The 16,270-nt window shown below is 71.3% G+C and carries 16 protein-coding genes; 13 read left to right on the top strand and 3 right to left on the bottom strand.

The window, feature by feature from the left end; translation table 11 throughout:
• Positions 1-90: 90 nt before the first annotated feature.
• Entirely contained in the window at positions 91-276 is a 186-nt protein-coding gene (gene rpmB / locus J7E93_RS07155; protein WP_003957616.1) for a 50S ribosomal protein L28, read from the bottom strand.
• Positions 277-505: 229 nt separating this feature from the next.
• Between rpmB and J7E93_RS07150 the strand changes: the two genes are divergently transcribed.
• The 9 genes from J7E93_RS07150 to mutM all read left to right on the top strand — a co-directional run bounded on the left by J7E93_RS07150 (position 506) and on the right by mutM (position 10,624).
• The gene (locus J7E93_RS07150; protein ID WP_215066537.1) at positions 506-2,089 is read left to right on the top strand and encodes a DAK2 domain-containing protein; all 1,584 of its coding nucleotides are present in this window, start codon (positions 506-508) and stop codon (positions 2,087-2,089) included.
• A 203-nt stretch (positions 2,090-2,292) separates the two neighbouring features.
• Positions 2,293-5,460, top strand: coding sequence for a helicase-related protein (locus J7E93_RS07145; protein WP_251066183.1), 3,168 nt, complete (start codon positions 2,293-2,295; stop codon positions 5,458-5,460).
• Between the two features lie 65 nt (positions 5,461-5,525).
• Complete coding sequence (gene rsmD, locus J7E93_RS07140) at positions 5,526-6,110, top strand: 16S rRNA (guanine(966)-N(2))-methyltransferase RsmD (protein WP_215066535.1); 585 nt, start codon at positions 5,526-5,528, stop codon at positions 6,108-6,110.
• A gap of 26 nt (positions 6,111-6,136) precedes the next feature.
• Positions 6,137-6,628, top strand: a complete 492-nt coding sequence (coaD, locus tag J7E93_RS07135) for a pantetheine-phosphate adenylyltransferase (RefSeq protein ID WP_215066571.1) — start codon at positions 6,137-6,139, stop codon at positions 6,626-6,628.
• A 154-nt stretch (positions 6,629-6,782) separates the two neighbouring features.
• Positions 6,783-7,802, top strand: coding sequence for an ATP synthase F0 subunit B (locus tag J7E93_RS07130; RefSeq protein ID WP_215066533.1), 1,020 nt, complete (start codon positions 6,783-6,785; stop codon positions 7,800-7,802).
• A 150-nt stretch (positions 7,803-7,952) separates the two neighbouring features.
• Positions 7,953-8,591, top strand: coding sequence for a DUF177 domain-containing protein (locus J7E93_RS07125; protein WP_215066569.1), 639 nt, complete (start codon positions 7,953-7,955; stop codon positions 8,589-8,591).
• 2 nt (positions 8,592-8,593) lie between these two features.
• Complete coding sequence (rpmF, locus tag J7E93_RS07120) at positions 8,594-8,767, top strand: 50S ribosomal protein L32 (RefSeq protein WP_030496967.1); 174 nt, start codon at positions 8,594-8,596, stop codon at positions 8,765-8,767.
• Positions 8,768-8,786: 19 nt separating this feature from the next.
• Entirely contained in the window at positions 8,787-9,599 is an 813-nt protein-coding gene (rnc, locus tag J7E93_RS07115) for a ribonuclease III (protein ID WP_215066531.1), read from the top strand.
• 164 nt (positions 9,600-9,763) lie between these two features.
• Entirely contained in the window at positions 9,764-10,624 is an 861-nt protein-coding gene (gene mutM, locus J7E93_RS07110) for a bifunctional DNA-formamidopyrimidine glycosylase/DNA-(apurinic or apyrimidinic site) lyase (protein WP_215066529.1), read from the top strand.
• A 61-nt stretch (positions 10,625-10,685) separates the two neighbouring features.
• On the opposite strand, the gene J7E93_RS07105 is transcribed toward mutM, so the two are convergent.
• The gene (locus tag J7E93_RS07105) at positions 10,686-11,069 is read right to left on the bottom strand and encodes a helix-turn-helix domain-containing protein (RefSeq protein ID WP_215066527.1); all 384 of its coding nucleotides are present in this window, start codon (positions 11,067-11,069) and stop codon (positions 10,686-10,688) included.
• A gap of 118 nt (positions 11,070-11,187) precedes the next feature.
• Here J7E93_RS07105 and J7E93_RS07100 point away from each other — a divergent pair, with 118 nt between their 5' ends.
• Positions 11,188-11,772: a flavodoxin family protein gene (locus J7E93_RS07100; protein ID WP_215066525.1), complete on the top strand. Its 585-nt coding sequence runs from the start codon at positions 11,188-11,190 to the stop codon at positions 11,770-11,772.
• A 74-nt stretch (positions 11,773-11,846) separates the two neighbouring features.
• Here the strand turns inward: J7E93_RS07100 and J7E93_RS07095 are convergent, their stop codons facing one another.
• Positions 11,847-12,743, bottom strand: a complete 897-nt coding sequence (locus J7E93_RS07095) for a CAP domain-containing protein (protein ID WP_308367973.1) — start codon at positions 12,741-12,743, stop codon at positions 11,847-11,849.
• 198 nt (positions 12,744-12,941) lie between these two features.
• On the opposite strand from J7E93_RS07095, the gene J7E93_RS07090 reads away from it, so the two are divergent.
• From J7E93_RS07090 to J7E93_RS07080, 3 genes are all read left to right on the top strand, one after another.
• Positions 12,942-13,223, top strand: a complete 282-nt coding sequence (locus tag J7E93_RS07090) for an acylphosphatase (protein ID WP_215066522.1) — start codon at positions 12,942-12,944, stop codon at positions 13,221-13,223.
• A 392-nt stretch (positions 13,224-13,615) separates the two neighbouring features.
• Positions 13,616-13,831, top strand: a complete 216-nt coding sequence (locus tag J7E93_RS07085; RefSeq protein ID WP_215066520.1) for a hypothetical protein — start codon at positions 13,616-13,618, stop codon at positions 13,829-13,831.
• Positions 13,832-14,013: 182 nt separating this feature from the next.
• A partial coding sequence (locus J7E93_RS07080) for an AAA family ATPase (RefSeq protein ID WP_215066518.1) occupies positions 14,014-16,270 on the top strand: 2,257 nt, incomplete at its 3' end.

Below are 16,270 nucleotides of genomic sequence, written 5' to 3'. Positions count from 1 at the left end.
TGTTTCCGGGCATGGCAAAAGGCCGGTTCACCGAGGTGAACCGGCCTTTCAAGGCAACCGCAGGGGCTGCGCTACGACGAAACGTCGGCGTTAGCGCGAGACCTTGCCGGCCTTGATGCACGAGGTGCAGACGTTGAGCCGCTTCGGCGTCCGACCGACCACGGCACGCACACGCTGGATGTTCGGGTTCCAGCGACGAGACGTACGGCGGTGCGAGTGCGAAATGTTGTTGCCGAAGCCCGGCCCCTTGCCGCAGACGTCGCAGTTGGCAGCCACGGGTCACTCCAAAGACTTCAGATTTACAGTGAAATCCGGCGCACCGGAATCAGAGATCTGAAGTGGCTTGCCGGGGGAATGGCCCGACTCTCGCCGGGCAACCGAAGCAGCATACAACGGCTGCTCCCGTAGAACGAAACTACCATGGCGAGCGCCGCCCCCGTCCCCGGCCCAGGTCACGAGCGGGGCTAACCTGCGGTGCGACCGCCATCTACAGGAGGATCCCCCGTTGCCGCAGACCGCGCAGACCCTGGACGCCGCAGCGGTCCGATCCTGGTGCGTACGGGCGCTGGACGCGCTCGGCAGGGAGCGCGAGGAGATCGACGCGATCAACGTCTATCCGGTCGCCGACGGGGACACCGGCACCAACCTCTATCTGACCGTGGAATCCGCCGCCCAGGCGGTCGAGGCGGTCTTCGCGGCAGAGGAGCCCCACGCCACCGACGCCATACGGGCCATGGCGCACGGCGCCCTGATCGGTGCCCGCGGCAACTCCGGGACGATCCTGTCGCAGCTGCTGCGCGGCATGGCCTCCGTGCTCGCCGACGGGCGTGACGGGGATCACCTCGCCCGGTCGCTGGCGGCGGCCGCCCGGGCGGCCCGCGAGGCCGTCGCGCACCCCGTCGAAGGAACGATCCTCACCGTGGCGGGAGCCGCCGCCGACGCGTGCGTGGGGGGCGGAAGCCTCGTGGCGGTGGCCAGGGGGGCGTACGAGGGGGCGAGGAGCGCCCTGGCGGCGACCCCCGGACAACTGGCCGTGCTCGAACGCGCCGGGGTCGTGGACGCCGGAGGGCGCGGCCTGGTGGCCGTCCTCGGAGCGCTGGTCGAGGTCGTCACGGGCGAGGCCCAGGTGCGGCCGGCCGGGGCACCGCACCGGCCGGCCGTGAGCGCCGACGCGTGCGAGGCGGAGGACGGACCGGCCTTCGAGGTGATCTACCTCCTGGAGGCCGAGGACGCGGCCGTGGAGCGGCTGCGCGGGCGGCTCGACGCGCTCGGCGACTCCCTGGTCGTCGTCGGCGGCGACGGGCTGTGGAACGTCCACGTCCATGTCGACGACGCGGGCGCGGCCGTCGAGGCGGGCGTGGAGGCGGGCCGGCCGTACCGGATCCGCATCACCCACTTCTCGGGTGCCTCCGAGGTACGGGAGCAGGCCCAGCGCGCAGTGGTGGCGGTGGTCCCCGGCGAGGGGCTCGCCGGCCTGTGCGAGGAGGCCGGCGCGACGACGGTGCTGGCCAGGCCGGGGGAGCCGCCCGCCAGCGGCGAGCTCGTCGACGCCATCCGGCGGGCGCACGCGCGCGAGGTGGTGCTCCTGCCCAACGACACGGACCTGCGGCACACGGCGGGCGCGGCGGCCGAGCAGGCCCGCGCGGAGGGGATCCGCGTCGCCCTGATCCCGACCCGGGCGGCCGTCCAGGGCATCGCGGCCCTCGCCGTCCACGAACCGGAGCGGCGCTTCGACGAGGACGTGGTGGCGATGACGGCGGCGGCGGGCGCCACGCGCTACGCCGAACTCGCCGTCGCCGAAGCCCAGTCCTTCACCTCGGCAGGCGTCTGCCAGGCCGGCGACGTGCTCGGCCTGATCGAGGGCGACGTGGCCGTCATCGGCCAGGACCTGACGACGACGGCCCGCACGGTCCTGGACCGGATGCTGTCGGCGGGCGGCGAGTTGGTGACCCTGATCGTCGCGGACGAGACGCCGGCGGCACTGGCGGCCGAGCTGGAGCGCCATGTGCGGGAGACGTACCTGGCGGTGGACACGGCGACGTACCACGCCGGCGCTGGGGCGCCCGCGCTGCTGATCGGCGTCGAGTAGCCCGCCGCCGGAGCCCTCACGCCGCCACGGCGCCGACGTGACCAGGCGATATCCACAGCCTGCGGGACGGCTGTCGGTGCGGTGGTGTGCAATGGATCGCGTGTCTGCGCTCGACGAACCACTGAAGAAGCTGCCCGAGGGGAGCCGCCGTGCTGCTCGGTGACCCGCTGAAGAACCTGCTCGGCGCCGCCACCGCGAAGGTGATGGCCGACCACCTCGACCTGCACACGGTCGGCGATCTGCTCCACCACTACCCGCGGCGGTACGCCGAGCGGGGCGAGCTCACCGGCCTCGCCGAGCTGCCGCTCGACGAGCACGTCACGGTCGTGGCGCAGGTGGCCGACGCCCGCGTGCTGACCTTCAACAAGGGCGGACGGGGCAAGGGCCAGCGGCTCGAGGTCACCATCACCGACGGCAGCGGCCGGATGCAGCTGGTCTTCTTCGGCCGGTCGGTCCACTTCCACCAGAAGGAGCTCCTGCCGGGCCGCCGCGGGATGTTCGCCGGCAAGGTCGGGGTCTTCAACCGCAAGCTGCAGCTCTCCCACCCCGAGTACAAACTCCTCGACGCGGACAGCAGCGACGAGACGGTCAAGGCGTTCGCGAGCGAACTGCTGCCGATCTACCCCGCCTGCAAGCAGCTGGAGTCCTGGACCATCGAGCAGTCCGTCTCCGTCGCCCTGGACTCCCTGGCCGCCACTGGCTGGGCCGGGCTCGCCGACCCGCTGCCGCCCGCCCTGCGCGAAGGACGCGGCCTCGCCGACCTGCCCGAGGCGCTCGTGAAGGTGCACCGCCCGCGTACCAGGGCGGACATCGAGGACGCCCGGCAGCGGCTGAAGTGGGACGAGGCGTTCGTCCTCCAGGTCGCCCTCGCCCGCCGCCGGTACGCGGACACCCAACTCCCCGCCGTCGCCCGGAGACCCGCCCCCGACGGGCTCCTGGACGCCTTCGACGCCAAGCTCCCCTTCACCCTCACCGACGGCCAGAAGAAGGTCTCCAAGGAGATCTTCGACGACCTCGCCACCGAACACCCCATGCACCGCCTCCTCCAGGGCGAGGTCGGATCGGGCAAGGCACAGCCCCTCGACTCGCTCGTACTGACTCCCGAGGGCTTCAAGCCCATGGGAGAGGTCTCCGTCGGCGACCGAGTCGTGGTGCCCAGGGGCGACATCGCCCTCGTCGACGGAGTCTTCCCGCAGGGCGAGCGGGAGGTCTGGCGCCTGGTGTTCTTCGACGACACGTCCGTCGAGTGCGATGACGAGCACCTGTGGATCGTGGGAACGAGCAGCGCACGGGACCGCGGCGGGGCCCCGAAGGTGATGACCACCCGCGAGATCCGCGGAGACATGTGCACGGCCGACGGTTCCCCGAAGTGGCACATCCCGGCGGCCACACCGGTGGACCTCTCCGACGGCACGTCGCCGCCACTGGACCCCTACCTGTTCGGACTGCTCCTGGGGGGCGGATCCTTCCGGCACGATCTGCGGCTCTCGACGGCCGACGACGAGATTCTTGCCGCGGTCCGTTCCATCCTGGCTCCCGATCACACCGTCATGCCGGTCCCCGGCTCACGCAGCGACCACACCCTCGGGCTGCCTGGCCCCCAGAGCGGTACCCGGCGCGATCCCGTGATCGGTGTGCTGAGTTCGCTCGGCCTGTGGGGAGTCACCTCGCAGGACAAGTTCCTGCCCCTCGTGTTCAAGAACACGTCGATCAAGAACCGCCTCGCTGTGCTGCAGGGGCTCATGGACACGGACGGGACCGTGGACCCCGAAGGGCTGAGCGTGTCGTTCTGCTCGGCCTCACGAAGGCTGGCCGACGATGTGGCGTGGCTCGTCCGGTCCCTCGGCGGCCGGGCCCGCGTGCTGCCGAAGAAGGCCGCGTTCAACGTCTCGATCGCGCTGCCCGACGAGTACGTTCCGTTCGGGCTGGCCCAAAAGGCGCGCCGCATGCGCCCCCGTCCGACGGACAACACCCTCATGCGGGAGATCCGGGCTGTCGAGTACGTGGGACGCAAGCCGGTCCAGTGCATCAGCGTCGCCGACCCGAGCCATGCCTACGTGACCGATCACTTCACCGTGACGCACAACACGATGGTGGCCCTGCGGGCCATGCTCGCCGTCGTCGACGCGGGCGGACAGGCCGCGATGCTGGCCCCCACCGAGGTGCTCGCCCAGCAGCACCACCGCTCGATCACCGAGATGATGGGCGAGCTGGCCCAGGGAGGGATGCTCGGCGGGGCCGAGCACGCCACCAAGGTCGTCCTGCTCACCGGTTCGATGGGAGCCGCCGGCCGGCGCCAGGCGCTGCTCGACCTCGTCACCGGCGAGGCAGGGATCGTCATCGGCACCCACGCCCTGATCGAGGACAAGGTGAAGTTCCACGACCTGGGCCTGGTCGTCGTCGACGAACAGCACCGCTTCGGCGTGGAGCAGCGCGACGCCCTGCGCGGCAAGGGAAAGCAGCCCCCTCACCTGCTCGTCATGACGGCGACACCCATCCCGCGCACCGTCGCCATGACCGTCTTCGGCGACCTGGAGACCTCCGTCCTGGACCAGCTGCCCGCCGGCCGCTCGCCGATCGCCAGCCATGTCGTCCCGGCCGCCGACAAGCCGCACTTCCTCACGCGCGCGTGGGAGCGGGTGCGCGAGGAGGTGGAGAAGGGACACCAGGCGTACGTCGTCTGCCCGCGCATCGGTGACGGCGAGGACGACCCCAAGGAGAAGAAGAAGTCCTCCGCCGAGGACGAGGCCGAGAAGCGTCCGCCGCTCGCCGTCCTGGAGGTCGCCGAGAAGCTGACGGCCGGCCCGCTCGCCGGGCTGCGCATCGAGGTCCTGCACGGCCGGATGCACCCGGACGACAAGGACGACGTCATGCGCCGCTTCGCCGCCGGCGAGGTCGACGTCCTCGTCGCCACGACCGTCATCGAGGTCGGCGTCAACGTCCCCAACGCCACCGCCATGGTGATCATGGACGCCGACCGCTTCGGCGTCTCCCAGCTCCACCAGCTCCGCGGCCGCGTGGGACGCGGCTCCGCCCCCGGCCTCTGCCTTCTCGTCACCGAGATGCCCGAGGCGAGCCCGGCCCGGCAGCGGCTCGGCGCCGTCGCCTCCACCCTCGACGGCTTCGAACTCTCCCGCATCGACCTCGAACAGCGCCGTGAGGGAGACGTCCTCGGCCAGGCCCAGTCCGGCGTCCGCTCCTCCCTGCGGATGCTCACCGTCATCGACGACGAGGAGGTCATCACCGCCGCCCGCGAGGAGGCCACCGCCGTCGTCCTCGCCGACCCCGACCTCACCGACCACCCCGAGCTGCGCACCGCCCTCGACGCGCTCCTGGACAAGGAGCGGGAGGAATTCCTCGACAAGGGGTGACACCGGCCCGCTCCCACCGGCCATATCGTGGAGACACCGATCTCCGACAAGGACGAGGACCTCAGATGACCCGCGTGATCGCCGGTACGGCCGGCGGACGCCGACTGGCCGTGCCTCCCGGCAACGGCACCCGCCCCACCTCAGACCGGGCACGCGAGGGCCTCTTCTCGACCTGGCAGTCGCTCCTCGGGACCCTCGACGGGACCCGGGTCGCCGATCTGTACGCGGGCTCGGGCGCCGTCGGTCTGGAGGCGCTCTCCCGGGGCGCCTCCCACGCCCTCCTGGTCGAGGCCGACACCCGCGCCGCCCGTACGGTCCGCGAGAACATCCGCGCGCTCGGACTGCCCGGAGCCGAACTCCGCACCGGCAAAGCGGAACAGATCGTGACGGGTCCGGCGCCCGCCGACCCCTACGACCTCGTCTTCCTCGACCCGCCGTACGCCGTGTCGGACGACGATCTTCGCGAGATCCTGCTCACACTCCGCTCGGGGGGCTGGCTCAGCGACGACGCCGTCGTCACCGTGGAGCGCAGCACCCGAGGCGGGGAATTCGGCTGGCCGGCCGGTTTCGAGCCACTGCGGGCCCGTCGCTACGGCGAGGGAACGTTTTGGTACGGTCGCGCCGCCTCTACGTGCGAAGACGCACGATGACCGGACCGGAGAGCGAGGGACCCAAGTTGCGCCGCGCCGTCTGTCCGGGGTCATTCGACCCCATCACCAACGGACATCTCGACATCATCGCCCGCGCCTCCAAGCTGTACGACGTCGTACACGTCGCGGTGATGATCAACCAGTCCAAGAAGGGACTGTTCACCGTCGACGAGCGGATCGAGCTGATCCGCGAGGTGACGGCCGACTTCGGCAACGTGGAGGTCGAGTCCTTCCACGGCCTCCTCGTCGACTTCTGCAAGCAGCGCGACATCCCCGCCATCGTCAAGGGGCTCCGCGCGGTCAGCGACTTCGACTACGAGCTGCAGATGGCGCAGATGAACAACGGGCTCTCCGGCGTCGAGACCCTGTTCGTCCCCACCAACCCCACCTACAGCTTCCTGTCGTCCTCCCTGGTCAAGGAGGTCGCGGCCTGGGGCGGCGACGTCTCCCACCTGGTGCCGCAGGCCGTCCTCGGCCGGCTCACCGAGCGCCTCGCCCAGCAGCGCACACAGCAGTGACCCGGCCGCGCCTCGGCGGTGGGCCGGCGGCGAGTCGGGCGTGACCCCGAGCCACGGTCGCTGACAGACCGTCATCCGGTGTCGGCGGAGGGACAACTGCCCTTACAGTCGTCCCGTCCGTCTCCATCCAGCTGTAGAGAGTGGCGAGCACCCGGTGGACGTGCAGAAGAAGCTCGACGAGATCGTTTCGACGGTCACAAACGCCCGCTCCATGCCCATGTCGGCGTCCTGCGTGGTCAACCGCGCCGAGCTGCTCGCCATGCTCGAAGAGGTACGGGAGGCCCTGCCGGGCTCCCTGGCCCAGGCCCAGGAGCTTCTCGGTGGGCGGGAGCAGATGGTCGAGCAGGCCCGGCAGGAGGCCGAGCGGATCATCGAGGCCGCCCACGCCGAGCGCGGCTCGCTGATCTCCGACACCCAGGTCGCCCGCCAGTCCCAGGACGAGGCGGACCGGATCCTCGCCGAGGCCCGCCGCGAGGCCGAGGAGATCCGCGCCGAGGCCGACGACTACGTCGACTCCAAGCTCGCCAACTTCGAGGTCGTCCTCAACAAGACCATCGGCTCCGTCGACCGCGGCCGGGAGAAGCTGCTCGGCCGCGGCCCGGGGCTCGACCGGAACGGTTACGCGGACGAGGACGCCCCCGAGTACAGCGCGGACCCGCAGACCCTGATCCACCGGGCCGACGAGTACGTCGACGCCAAGCTGGGCGCCTTCGAGGCCGTTCTCGCCAAGACCCTGGAGGCGGTCGGCCGCGGCCGGCAGAAGCTGCACGGCCGGATCGCCACCGACGACCTCGGCGCGCACATGGCGGCCCAGGACGCGGCCGGCGGCACGGTGCACACCAGCGACGCCGACTATCTGGCCGGACTCGCCGAGCTGGCCGAGCCGGAGCCGGTGCGGCAGCAGGCCGCGCAGATCCCGGCGCAGCAGCCGGACCCGTACGGGTACCAGCAGCCGCAGGAGGCGTACGCGTACCAGCAGGACCCCTACGCGTACCAGCAGCCGCAGCAGGCCGACCCGTACGCCTACCAGCAGCAGTACGGCTACGAACAGCAGCAGCCGCACGTCCAGCAGCCGCAGGCCGCCGCACTCGACGAGACCAGCTTCTTCGACACGAGCATGATCGACCTGGAGCAGCTGCGACAGTACGAGCAGGGGCACGGCCAGGGGCAGTGAGCGGCCCTCGCGAAGGCCGGATTGGGCCCTGAGCGACGCGTCCAGTATCCTGGCTCTTCGGTCGCGCGTAGTCCGCGATCCGCGCTGCCCGCTTCGTCTCTCGATTCGAACACACGGCAGCCCCCTCACGATCCGAAAGCAGGAAGAGCCCTGAGCACGCGCCTCGACCACCGCAACCCCCTCGTGTTCGACACACACGAGCTGGGGCGGCGTCCTGGTGCCCTGCAGCGGCTCTCCCGCTCGGTCTCGGCCCCCGGCGACTTCGGCGTCGAAGGGGTCATCGGTGTGCCGGAAGGCGCGCCCGTGGAGATTGATCTCCGTCTCGAGTCGGTCATGGAAGGGGTGCTTGTCACAGGCACCGCCCGTGCATCGGCCGAGGGGGAGTGCGTAAGGTGTCTGGAGCCCGTCGAGCTCGAGCTCGACGTGGACTTCCAGGAGATGTTCTCGTACCCCGACTCCGACGACCGGGGCCGCTCGAAGGCGGCCGCGGACGACGAAGCCGAGGCCGACGAGGACGTGATCCCCCTCGAGGACGGCATGTTCGACCTCGAACCCGTGCTGCGTGATGCGGTGGTGCTCGCACTGCCGATGCAGCCGGTGTGCCGGGAGGACTGTGCGGGTCTGTGTTCCGAATGCGGAATCAACCTGAACGATCACCCGGACCACCACCATGACGCCGTCGACATCCGTTGGGCGGCACTGCAGGGACTCGCCGGTTCGCTGGGAACCGATGAGAAGGACAACATGAGCGGCGCCGAAGCGGGCGTCGACGAGAAGCAGGAGAAGTAGCCGTGGCTGTTCCGAAGCGGAAGATGTCGCGCAGCAACACGCGCCACCGCCGGTCGCAGTGGAAGGCTGCGGTCCCCACCCTGGTTTCGTGTGAGCGTTGCCAGGAGCCGAAGCAGCAGCACATCGCGTGCCCGAGCTGCGGCACCTACAACAAGCGCCAGGTCCTCTCGGTCTGAGTGGCTGGTGAGAGGCGCAATGTCTGAGTCCCCCAAGACGGACAACAAGACGGACAATGCCTCGTCCCACACGCTTCTGGAAGGGCGGCTCGGGTATCAGCTCGAGTCCGCCCTTCTGGTGCGTGCGCTGACGCATCGCTCGTACGCGTACGAGAACGGCGGTCTGCCCACCAACGAGCGTCTCGAGTTCCTCGGGGACTCCGTGCTCGGCCTGGTGGTCACGGACACGCTGTACCGCACCCACCCCGACCTGCCCGAAGGCCAGCTGGCCAAGTTGCGGGCCGCGGTGGTCAACTCGCGTGCACTGGCGGAAGTCGGCCGCGGCCTCGAACTCGGCTCCTTCATCCGGCTCGGCCGGGGCGAAGAGGGCACGGGCGGCCGGGACAAGGCGTCCATCCTCGCCGACACCCTTGAAGCGGTGATCGGCGCGGTCTATCTCGACCAAGGCCTCGACGCGGCCTCGGAGCTGGTGCACCGGCTCTTCGACCCGCTGATCGAGAAGTCCTCGAACCTCGGTGCGGGTCTGGACTGGAAGACCAGTCTCCAGGAGCTGACCGCGGCCGAGGGCCTGGGTGTTCCGGAGTACCTCGTCTCCGAGGAGGGCCCGGACCACGAGAAGATCTTCACTGCTGCCGCCCGCGTCGGTGGTGTCTCGTACGGCACCGGCACCGGCCGCAGCAAGAAGGAAGCGGAGCAGCAGGCCGCCGAGTCCGCATGGCGCGCGATCCGCGCGGCGGCGGACGAGCGCGTGGCGGCGGCGAAGGCCGCCGCGGTGACGGCAACGGAAGAGGTCGCCGACATCTCTTCCGCCGCGGACCAGGCTTCGGCCTGACGCCCACCCCTTCCTGACGACCCCGCCCCAGGCCCGCACGGGCCCTCGGGGCGGGGTCGTCGCTTTTCCCGCGGCCCTTTCCCGGGCCCGGACCGGGCCGGGGGCGGGAGGCGCCCGAGCGGTAGGCTTCCCAGGTCGTTCCCGTACCCCCGTGGAGGAGTCCCGTGCCCGAGTTGCCCGAGGTCGAGGTCGTACGGCGCGGTCTTGAGCGCTGGGTCGACGGGCGGACCGTGGGCGAGGTCCAGGTGCTCCACCCGCGGGCCGTGCGCAGGCATCCGGCCGGCGGCGCGGACTTCGCCGCCCGGCTCGAAGGGCACCGCCTCGGAACGGCCCGCCGGCGCGGCAAGTACCTCTGGATCCCCCTCGCGGACTGCGACTTCTCCGTCCTCGGACACCTCGGCATGAGCGGCCAGCTGCTCGTCCAGCCCGAGAGCGCTCCGGACGAGAAGCATCTGCGCATCAGGGTCCGCTTCGACGACGCCCTCGGAACCGAGCTGCGCTTCGTCGACCAGCGCACCTTCGGCGGGCTCTCGCTGCACGAGAACTCCCCCGACGGTCTGCCCGACGTCATCGCCCACATCGCGCGTGACCCACTCGACCCGGATTTCGACGACGCCGCCTTCCAGGCCGCCCTGCGCCTGCGCCGTACGACCATCAAGCGGGCGCTGCTCGACCAGTCGCTGATCAGCGGGGTCGGCAACATCTACGCCGACGAGGCGCTGTGGCGCGCCAAGCTGCACTACGAACGCCCCACCGCGAGCCTCACCCGGCCGCGCTCCGCCGAACTCCTCGGCCATGTGCGAGACGTCATGAACGCGGCCCTCGCCGCCGGCGGGACCAGCTTCGACAGCCTCTACGTCAATGTGAACGGCGAATCCGGCTACTTCGACCGGTCCCTGGACGCCTACGGGCGCGAGGACGAGCCGTGCCGCCGCTGCGGTACGCCGATGCGCCGCCGGCCCTGGATGAACAGGTCCAGCTACTTCTGCCCGCGCTGCCAGCGACCGCCCCGCGCGACGGTCTGAGGGCGCCCGCCCGTCCCAGTCCGGCGAGGCCCGCCCGTCCCAGTCCGACGAGGCCCGCCCCTCACATCGCCGCGGGCGCGCGCCCGGCGTCGTAGCTCTCGCGGGCCGCGAGCACCTGCGGCATCCGGCCTTCGACCAGGTCGATCAGGCCGCGCAGCTGTTCGGCGATCTCACGCCCCAGGGGCGTCAGCCGGTAGTCGACGCGCGGCGGGTTCGTCGGCTGGGCCTCGCGATGGACGAGCCCATCGCGCTCCAGCGCGTGCAGCGTCTGCGACAGCATCTTCTCGCTCACCCCGTCGACCCGGCGGCGCAGCTCGTTGAAGCGGAGCGAGCCCTCGTGGAGCGCCCCCAGGGTGAGCGAACCCCACCGACCCGTCACATGCTCCAGCGTCTCGCGCGAGGTGCAGGCGCGGGCGAACACGTTGAACACGAGGTCGTCAGTCATGCCTTCTACCATACGCGGGCACAGCGCTAACTGTCAGCAGGCGCTACCTCGGGGATTGCACTATCTGAAAGTTAGTGCTCTACTTCTTGTCGTTCCCCCGCCGATGAGGAGTCCCACCATGACCACGCCCGTCGTCTCCATCGCCTACCACTCGGGCTTCGGCCACACCGCCGTCGTCGCCGATGCCGTCCGCGCCGGTGCCGCGGAGACCGGCGCCACCGTGCACCTGATCAAGGTCGACGAGATCACCGACGCCCAGTGGGAGCTGCTCGACGCCTCCGACGCGATCGTCTTCGGCTCGCCGACCTACATGGGCACCGCCTCCGGCGCGTTCCACGCGTTCGCCGAGGAGACCTCGAAGCGCTGGTTCACCGACGCCTGGATCGACAAGCTGGCCGCCGGATTCACCAATTCCGCCTCCAAGAGCGGCGACAAGCTCCACACCCTGCAGTTCTTCCAGACCCTCGCCGCCCAGCACGGCATGACCTGGGTGAACCTCGGCCTGAAGCCGGGCTGGAACACCACCGAGGCCTCCGAGAACGACATCAACCGCCTCGGCTTCTTCTCCGGCGCCGCCGCGCAGACCCACAACGACCTCGGCCCGGAGGGCGTGCACAAGGCCGACCTCGCCACCGCCGAACACCTCGGCCGCCGCGTCGCCGAGACCGCCCGCACCTTCGCGGCCGGAAAGGCCGCTGCCTGAGCCGGCCGTTCGCACGGACATGAGGAGGGCCCCGTCACCGACCGGTGACGGGGCCCTCCTCATGTCCGAACGGCTCAGAAGCCGAAGTCCTGCGTCCACCACGGACCGCCGTCGGCGAAGTGCACGCCGACCCCCAGGGTCGTGTAGTCGCAGTTCAGGATGTTCGCGCGGTGGCCGTCGCTGTTCATCCATGCCGACATCACGGCGGCGGCGTCCGCCTGGCCACGGGCGATGTTCTCCCCGCCCATGCCCGATATGCCGGCCTTGGCGGCGCGGTCCCACGGCGTCGCTCCGTCGGGGTCGGTGTGGTCGAAGAAGCCGCGGTTCGCCATGTCCTCGCTGAAGGCGTTCGCCAGCGCCGCGAGCCGGGCGTCGGAGCGCACCGGCGTGCAGCCGACCGTGGCCCGCTCGGCGTTGACCAGGCGGACGACCTCAGCCTCGACGGCCGCGTCGCGGGAGACCACCGGCGGGGCCGGGGCGCGCACGACGGGCTTCTCGGTCGTCGGGACCGGCTTCGGCGGCGCTATGCGCGTGGGCGTACGGGAAGGGGTACGCGTGGGCTTGGACGTGGGCTTGGACGTGGGCTTGGACGTGGGCTTGGGCGTGGGCTTGGCGACCGGCTTCTTCGGCGCGGCGGTGGGGGCGGTCTTCGACGGCTTCGGCGCCGGGGTCTTCGACGGCGTCTTCGACGGAGCCGCGGACGGGGTCGAGGAGGGGGAGGAGGCCCTGCCGGACCCGTTCCCCTTTCCGGCCCCCGCGGCCGAGCCCGACGACTGGTTCGTCGGGGTCGCCGACGAACCGCCCTGCGTCGTCAGCTCCGGAGCCTGCCGCGAATGGATCTGCTGCTGCTTCTCGGAGCCGGCGCTGCCGACGGTGGAGGTGTCCCCGCCGGGCAGCAGGCCCGAGGCGAGGGCGACCGCGCCGACCGCCACCGCGGCGGAGGCGCCGAGCAGCCCGGTGCGCACGGGCACGCCGCGCCTTTTGCGATGGCGTCCCATATGCCCTGCCTTCCTGACGACCTGCTTTGCTGATCTTTGCTTCTGCGGGCCCTCGCGGGCCCGGTCGAACGCGACTCGCCCGAACGGGTGAGGCTCATTCGGTCGGGACTGTACGCCATGACGCGCGGGGGTGGTGTGCTCCTCAGGCAATCAGGCCGTTAGCGTGCAGCCATGAACGAAGACGTACGGCTGACCGCCTGGGTGCGCGGCCGAGTACAGGGAGTGGGCTTCCGCTGGTTCACCAGGGCAAACGCACTGGAGATCGGAGGCCTCGTCGGCTTCGCCCTCAACCTCGACGACGGGCGGGTCCAGGTCGTGGCCGAGGGGTCGAGTGAGAATTGCCACCGTCTGCTCGCCTGGCTCCGCTCCGGCGACACTCCCGGGCGGGTCGACGGAGTCACTGAGATCTGGGACACCCCGCGCGGCGGCTACGACGGCTTCGCGGTCCGCTGACGATCTTGTCGGCCGAGCTCCGCCCGGCGGCCTGAGAGACCCCCGGGCGGACGTTCGACGACGGCCCCCTGAAGCGAAAATGACCTGGTCGTTGCCGAGAGGGGCTTGCCTTGGCGAGCGTGGCGCGTAAGGATGATCTCCAGAGCCCCTGAGGCACCGAGTCGAGAGGCGCCGCCGCCTGTTCCGCGGCCGCAGCCCCCCGGTCGCCCCTTGATGCGGGGCGTGATCGTGTTGACCGTCAAACTTTTTGGTGAGACTCTGGAAGCCCCGCGCACCTTAGCTGTTTGGCAGTAAATCCGGCACGACAAGAAGAGCTGCCGAGCACCGCGGGTGCGATTCCCTCACGACCCACACCGCTTCGGTCGGTCACTCAGTGTGGAGGACCATCCATCATGGCAAAGGCGCTTCTCGGTTACGTCGGCGGCTCCGACCCGCGACTCCTCGCCGAGATGCGACGGCTTCAGCAGCGCGTCCAGGACCTCGAGTCCGAGCTTGTACGGATTCAGTCCGAGAACGACGCGCTCAACGCTGCCGCCGCTCAGCACGGAGAGTCGCTGCTTGACAGCATTGACCTCGACGTTCCCCAGGCGGAGCCTGCGCTCACCTGAGGCCTCAGCCCACAGGCCAGGGTGAGAAACACTCTCGCCAGCACGGCTGGACATGCAAGGGACGCTTCGGCGTCCCTTCTTTCTTGCGCCCCCCTCGTCCCACCACTCTCTCCGGCCTTGGTGGAGGGTGTGCCCTGCACCTTCGGGGGTGAAACGCACCCGCCCCGGTAGAGTCCGGGGGCGTGCACCTCAAGGCCCTGACCCTCCGCGGTTTCAAATCGTTCGCCTCCGCCACGACGCTGCGGTTCGAGCCCGGAATCACCTGCGTCGTGGGGCCGAACGGCTCGGGCAAGTCCAACGTCGTGGACGCGCTCTCCTGGGTCATGGGGGAGCAGGGCGCCAAGTCGCTGCGCGGCGGCAAGATGGAGGACGTCATCTTCGCCGGCACCACCGGCCGGCCGCCGCTGGGCCGCGCCGAGGTCTCGCTCACCATCGACAACTCCGACGGCGCGCTGCCCATCGACTACGCCGAGGTCACCATCACCCGGATCATGTTCCGGGGCGGCAGCAGCGAGTACCAGATCAACGGCGACACCTGCCGGCTGCTCGACATCCAGGATCTGCTCTCCGACTCCGGCATCGGCCGCGAGATGCACGTCATCGTCGGCCAGGGACAGCTCGACTCCGTCCTGCACGCCGACCCGATGGGACGCCGCGCCTTCATCGAGGAGGCGGCCGGCGTCCTCAAACACCGCAAGCGCAAGGAGAAGGCGCTGCGGAAGCTGGACGCGATGCAGGCCAACCTCGCCCGCGTCCAGGACCTCACCGACGAACTGCGGCGCCAGCTCAAACCGCTCGGCCGGCAGGCCGCGGTCGCCCGCCGGGCCGCCGTCATCCAGGCCGATCTGCGCGACGCCCGGCTGCGGCTGCTCTCCGACGATCTCGTACGGCTCCAGGAGGCGCTGAAGGCCGAGGTCGCCGACGAGGCCGCGCTCAAGGAGAGCAAGGAGCGCGCCGAGCGCGAGCTGAAGGCGGCGCTCGCGACCGAGGCGGAACTCGAGGACGAGGTGCGGCGGCTCGCCCCGCGCGTCCAGCGCGGACAGCAGACCTGGTACGAACTCTCCCAGCTCGCCGAGCGGGTGCGGGGCACCGTCTCACTGGCCGACGCGCGGGTGAAGAGCGCCACGGCCCAGCCGCCCGAGGAGCGTCGCGGACGCGATCCGGAGGACATGGAGCGCGAGGCCGCCCGTATCCGCGAGCAGGAGGCGGAGCTGGAGGCCGCGCTGGAAGCGGCCGAGCGGGCCCTGGAGGACACCGTCACGCACCGCGCCGAACTGGAGCGCGAGCTGGCGGTGGAGGAGCGCAGGCTCAAGGACGTCGCCCGCGCCATCGCCGATCGGCGCGAGGGGCTCGCCCGGCTCCACGGCCAGGTGAACGCGGCCCGTTCGCGCGCCGCGTCCGCCCAGGCCGAGATCGACCGCCTCGCCGCCGCGAGGGACGAGGCCCAGGAGCGGGCGGTCGCCGCGCAGGAGGAGTACGAGCAGCTCAAGGCCGAGGTCGACGGGCTGGACGCCGACGACACGGAGCTGGGGGAGCGGTACGAGGACGCCCGCCGGGACCTCGCCGAGGCGGAGGCCGCACTCACGGCCGCCCGGGAGGCCGCCACCGAGGCCGACCGCCGCAGCGCCGCCACCCGGGCCCGGCACGAGGCGCTCTCCCTGGGGCTGCGCCGCAAGGACGGGACGGGCGCGCTGCTCGGCGCCCGGGACGACCTCACCGGACTCCTGGGCCCGGCCGCGGAACTGCTCACGGTCACCCCCGGGTACGAGATCCCCCTCGCGGCCGCCCTCGGCGCCGCGGCGGACGCGATCGCCGTCTCCGGCCCCGCCTCGGCGGTCGAGGCGCTGCGTCTGCTGCGCAAGCAGGACGCGGGCCGCGCGGCCCTGCTGCTCACCGGAGCGGAGATCCCGCCCCCGGCAGCCCCCGGCCCGGCGCCCGTGCCTCTCCCCGCGCCCCCGGCCGCACCCGGCCCGGCGCCCGCGCCCACCCCCGCCGGTGCCCCGCACGCCGTCTCCTTCGTCCGGGGACCCGAGGAACTCATGGGGTCCGTACGCCGGTTGCTCGAAGGGATCGTCGTCGTCGGGACCCTGGAGGAGGCCGAGGAGCTCGTCCGCGCGCACCCGCACCTCACCGCCGTGACCGCCGAAGGCGACCAGCTCGGCGCGCACTTCGCCCAGGGCGGCTCCGCCGGGGCGCCCAGCCTCCTGGAGGTGCAGGCGTCCGTCGACGAGGCGGCGGCCGAGCTGGCGGAGCTGGCCGTGCGGTGCGAGGAGCTGGCCGCCGCCCAGCACGAGGCCGCCGAGCGCCGCCGCGCCGCCGCCGCACTCGTCGAGGAGCTGGCCGAACGCCGACGGGCCGCCGAGCGGAAGAAGTCCGCCGTCGCGCAGCAGCTCGGCCGGCTCGCGGGCCAGGCCCGTGGCGCCGCGGGCGAGGCCGAGC

Origin of the sequence: Streptomyces sp. ISL-36 (assembly GCF_018614205.1) — a bacterium.
Classification (GTDB): domain Bacteria; phylum Actinomycetota; class Actinomycetes; order Streptomycetales; family Streptomycetaceae; genus Streptomyces.
The sequence above is the reverse complement of the archived record's forward strand: the minus strand, read 5'-3'. Positions and strand labels throughout refer to the sequence as shown.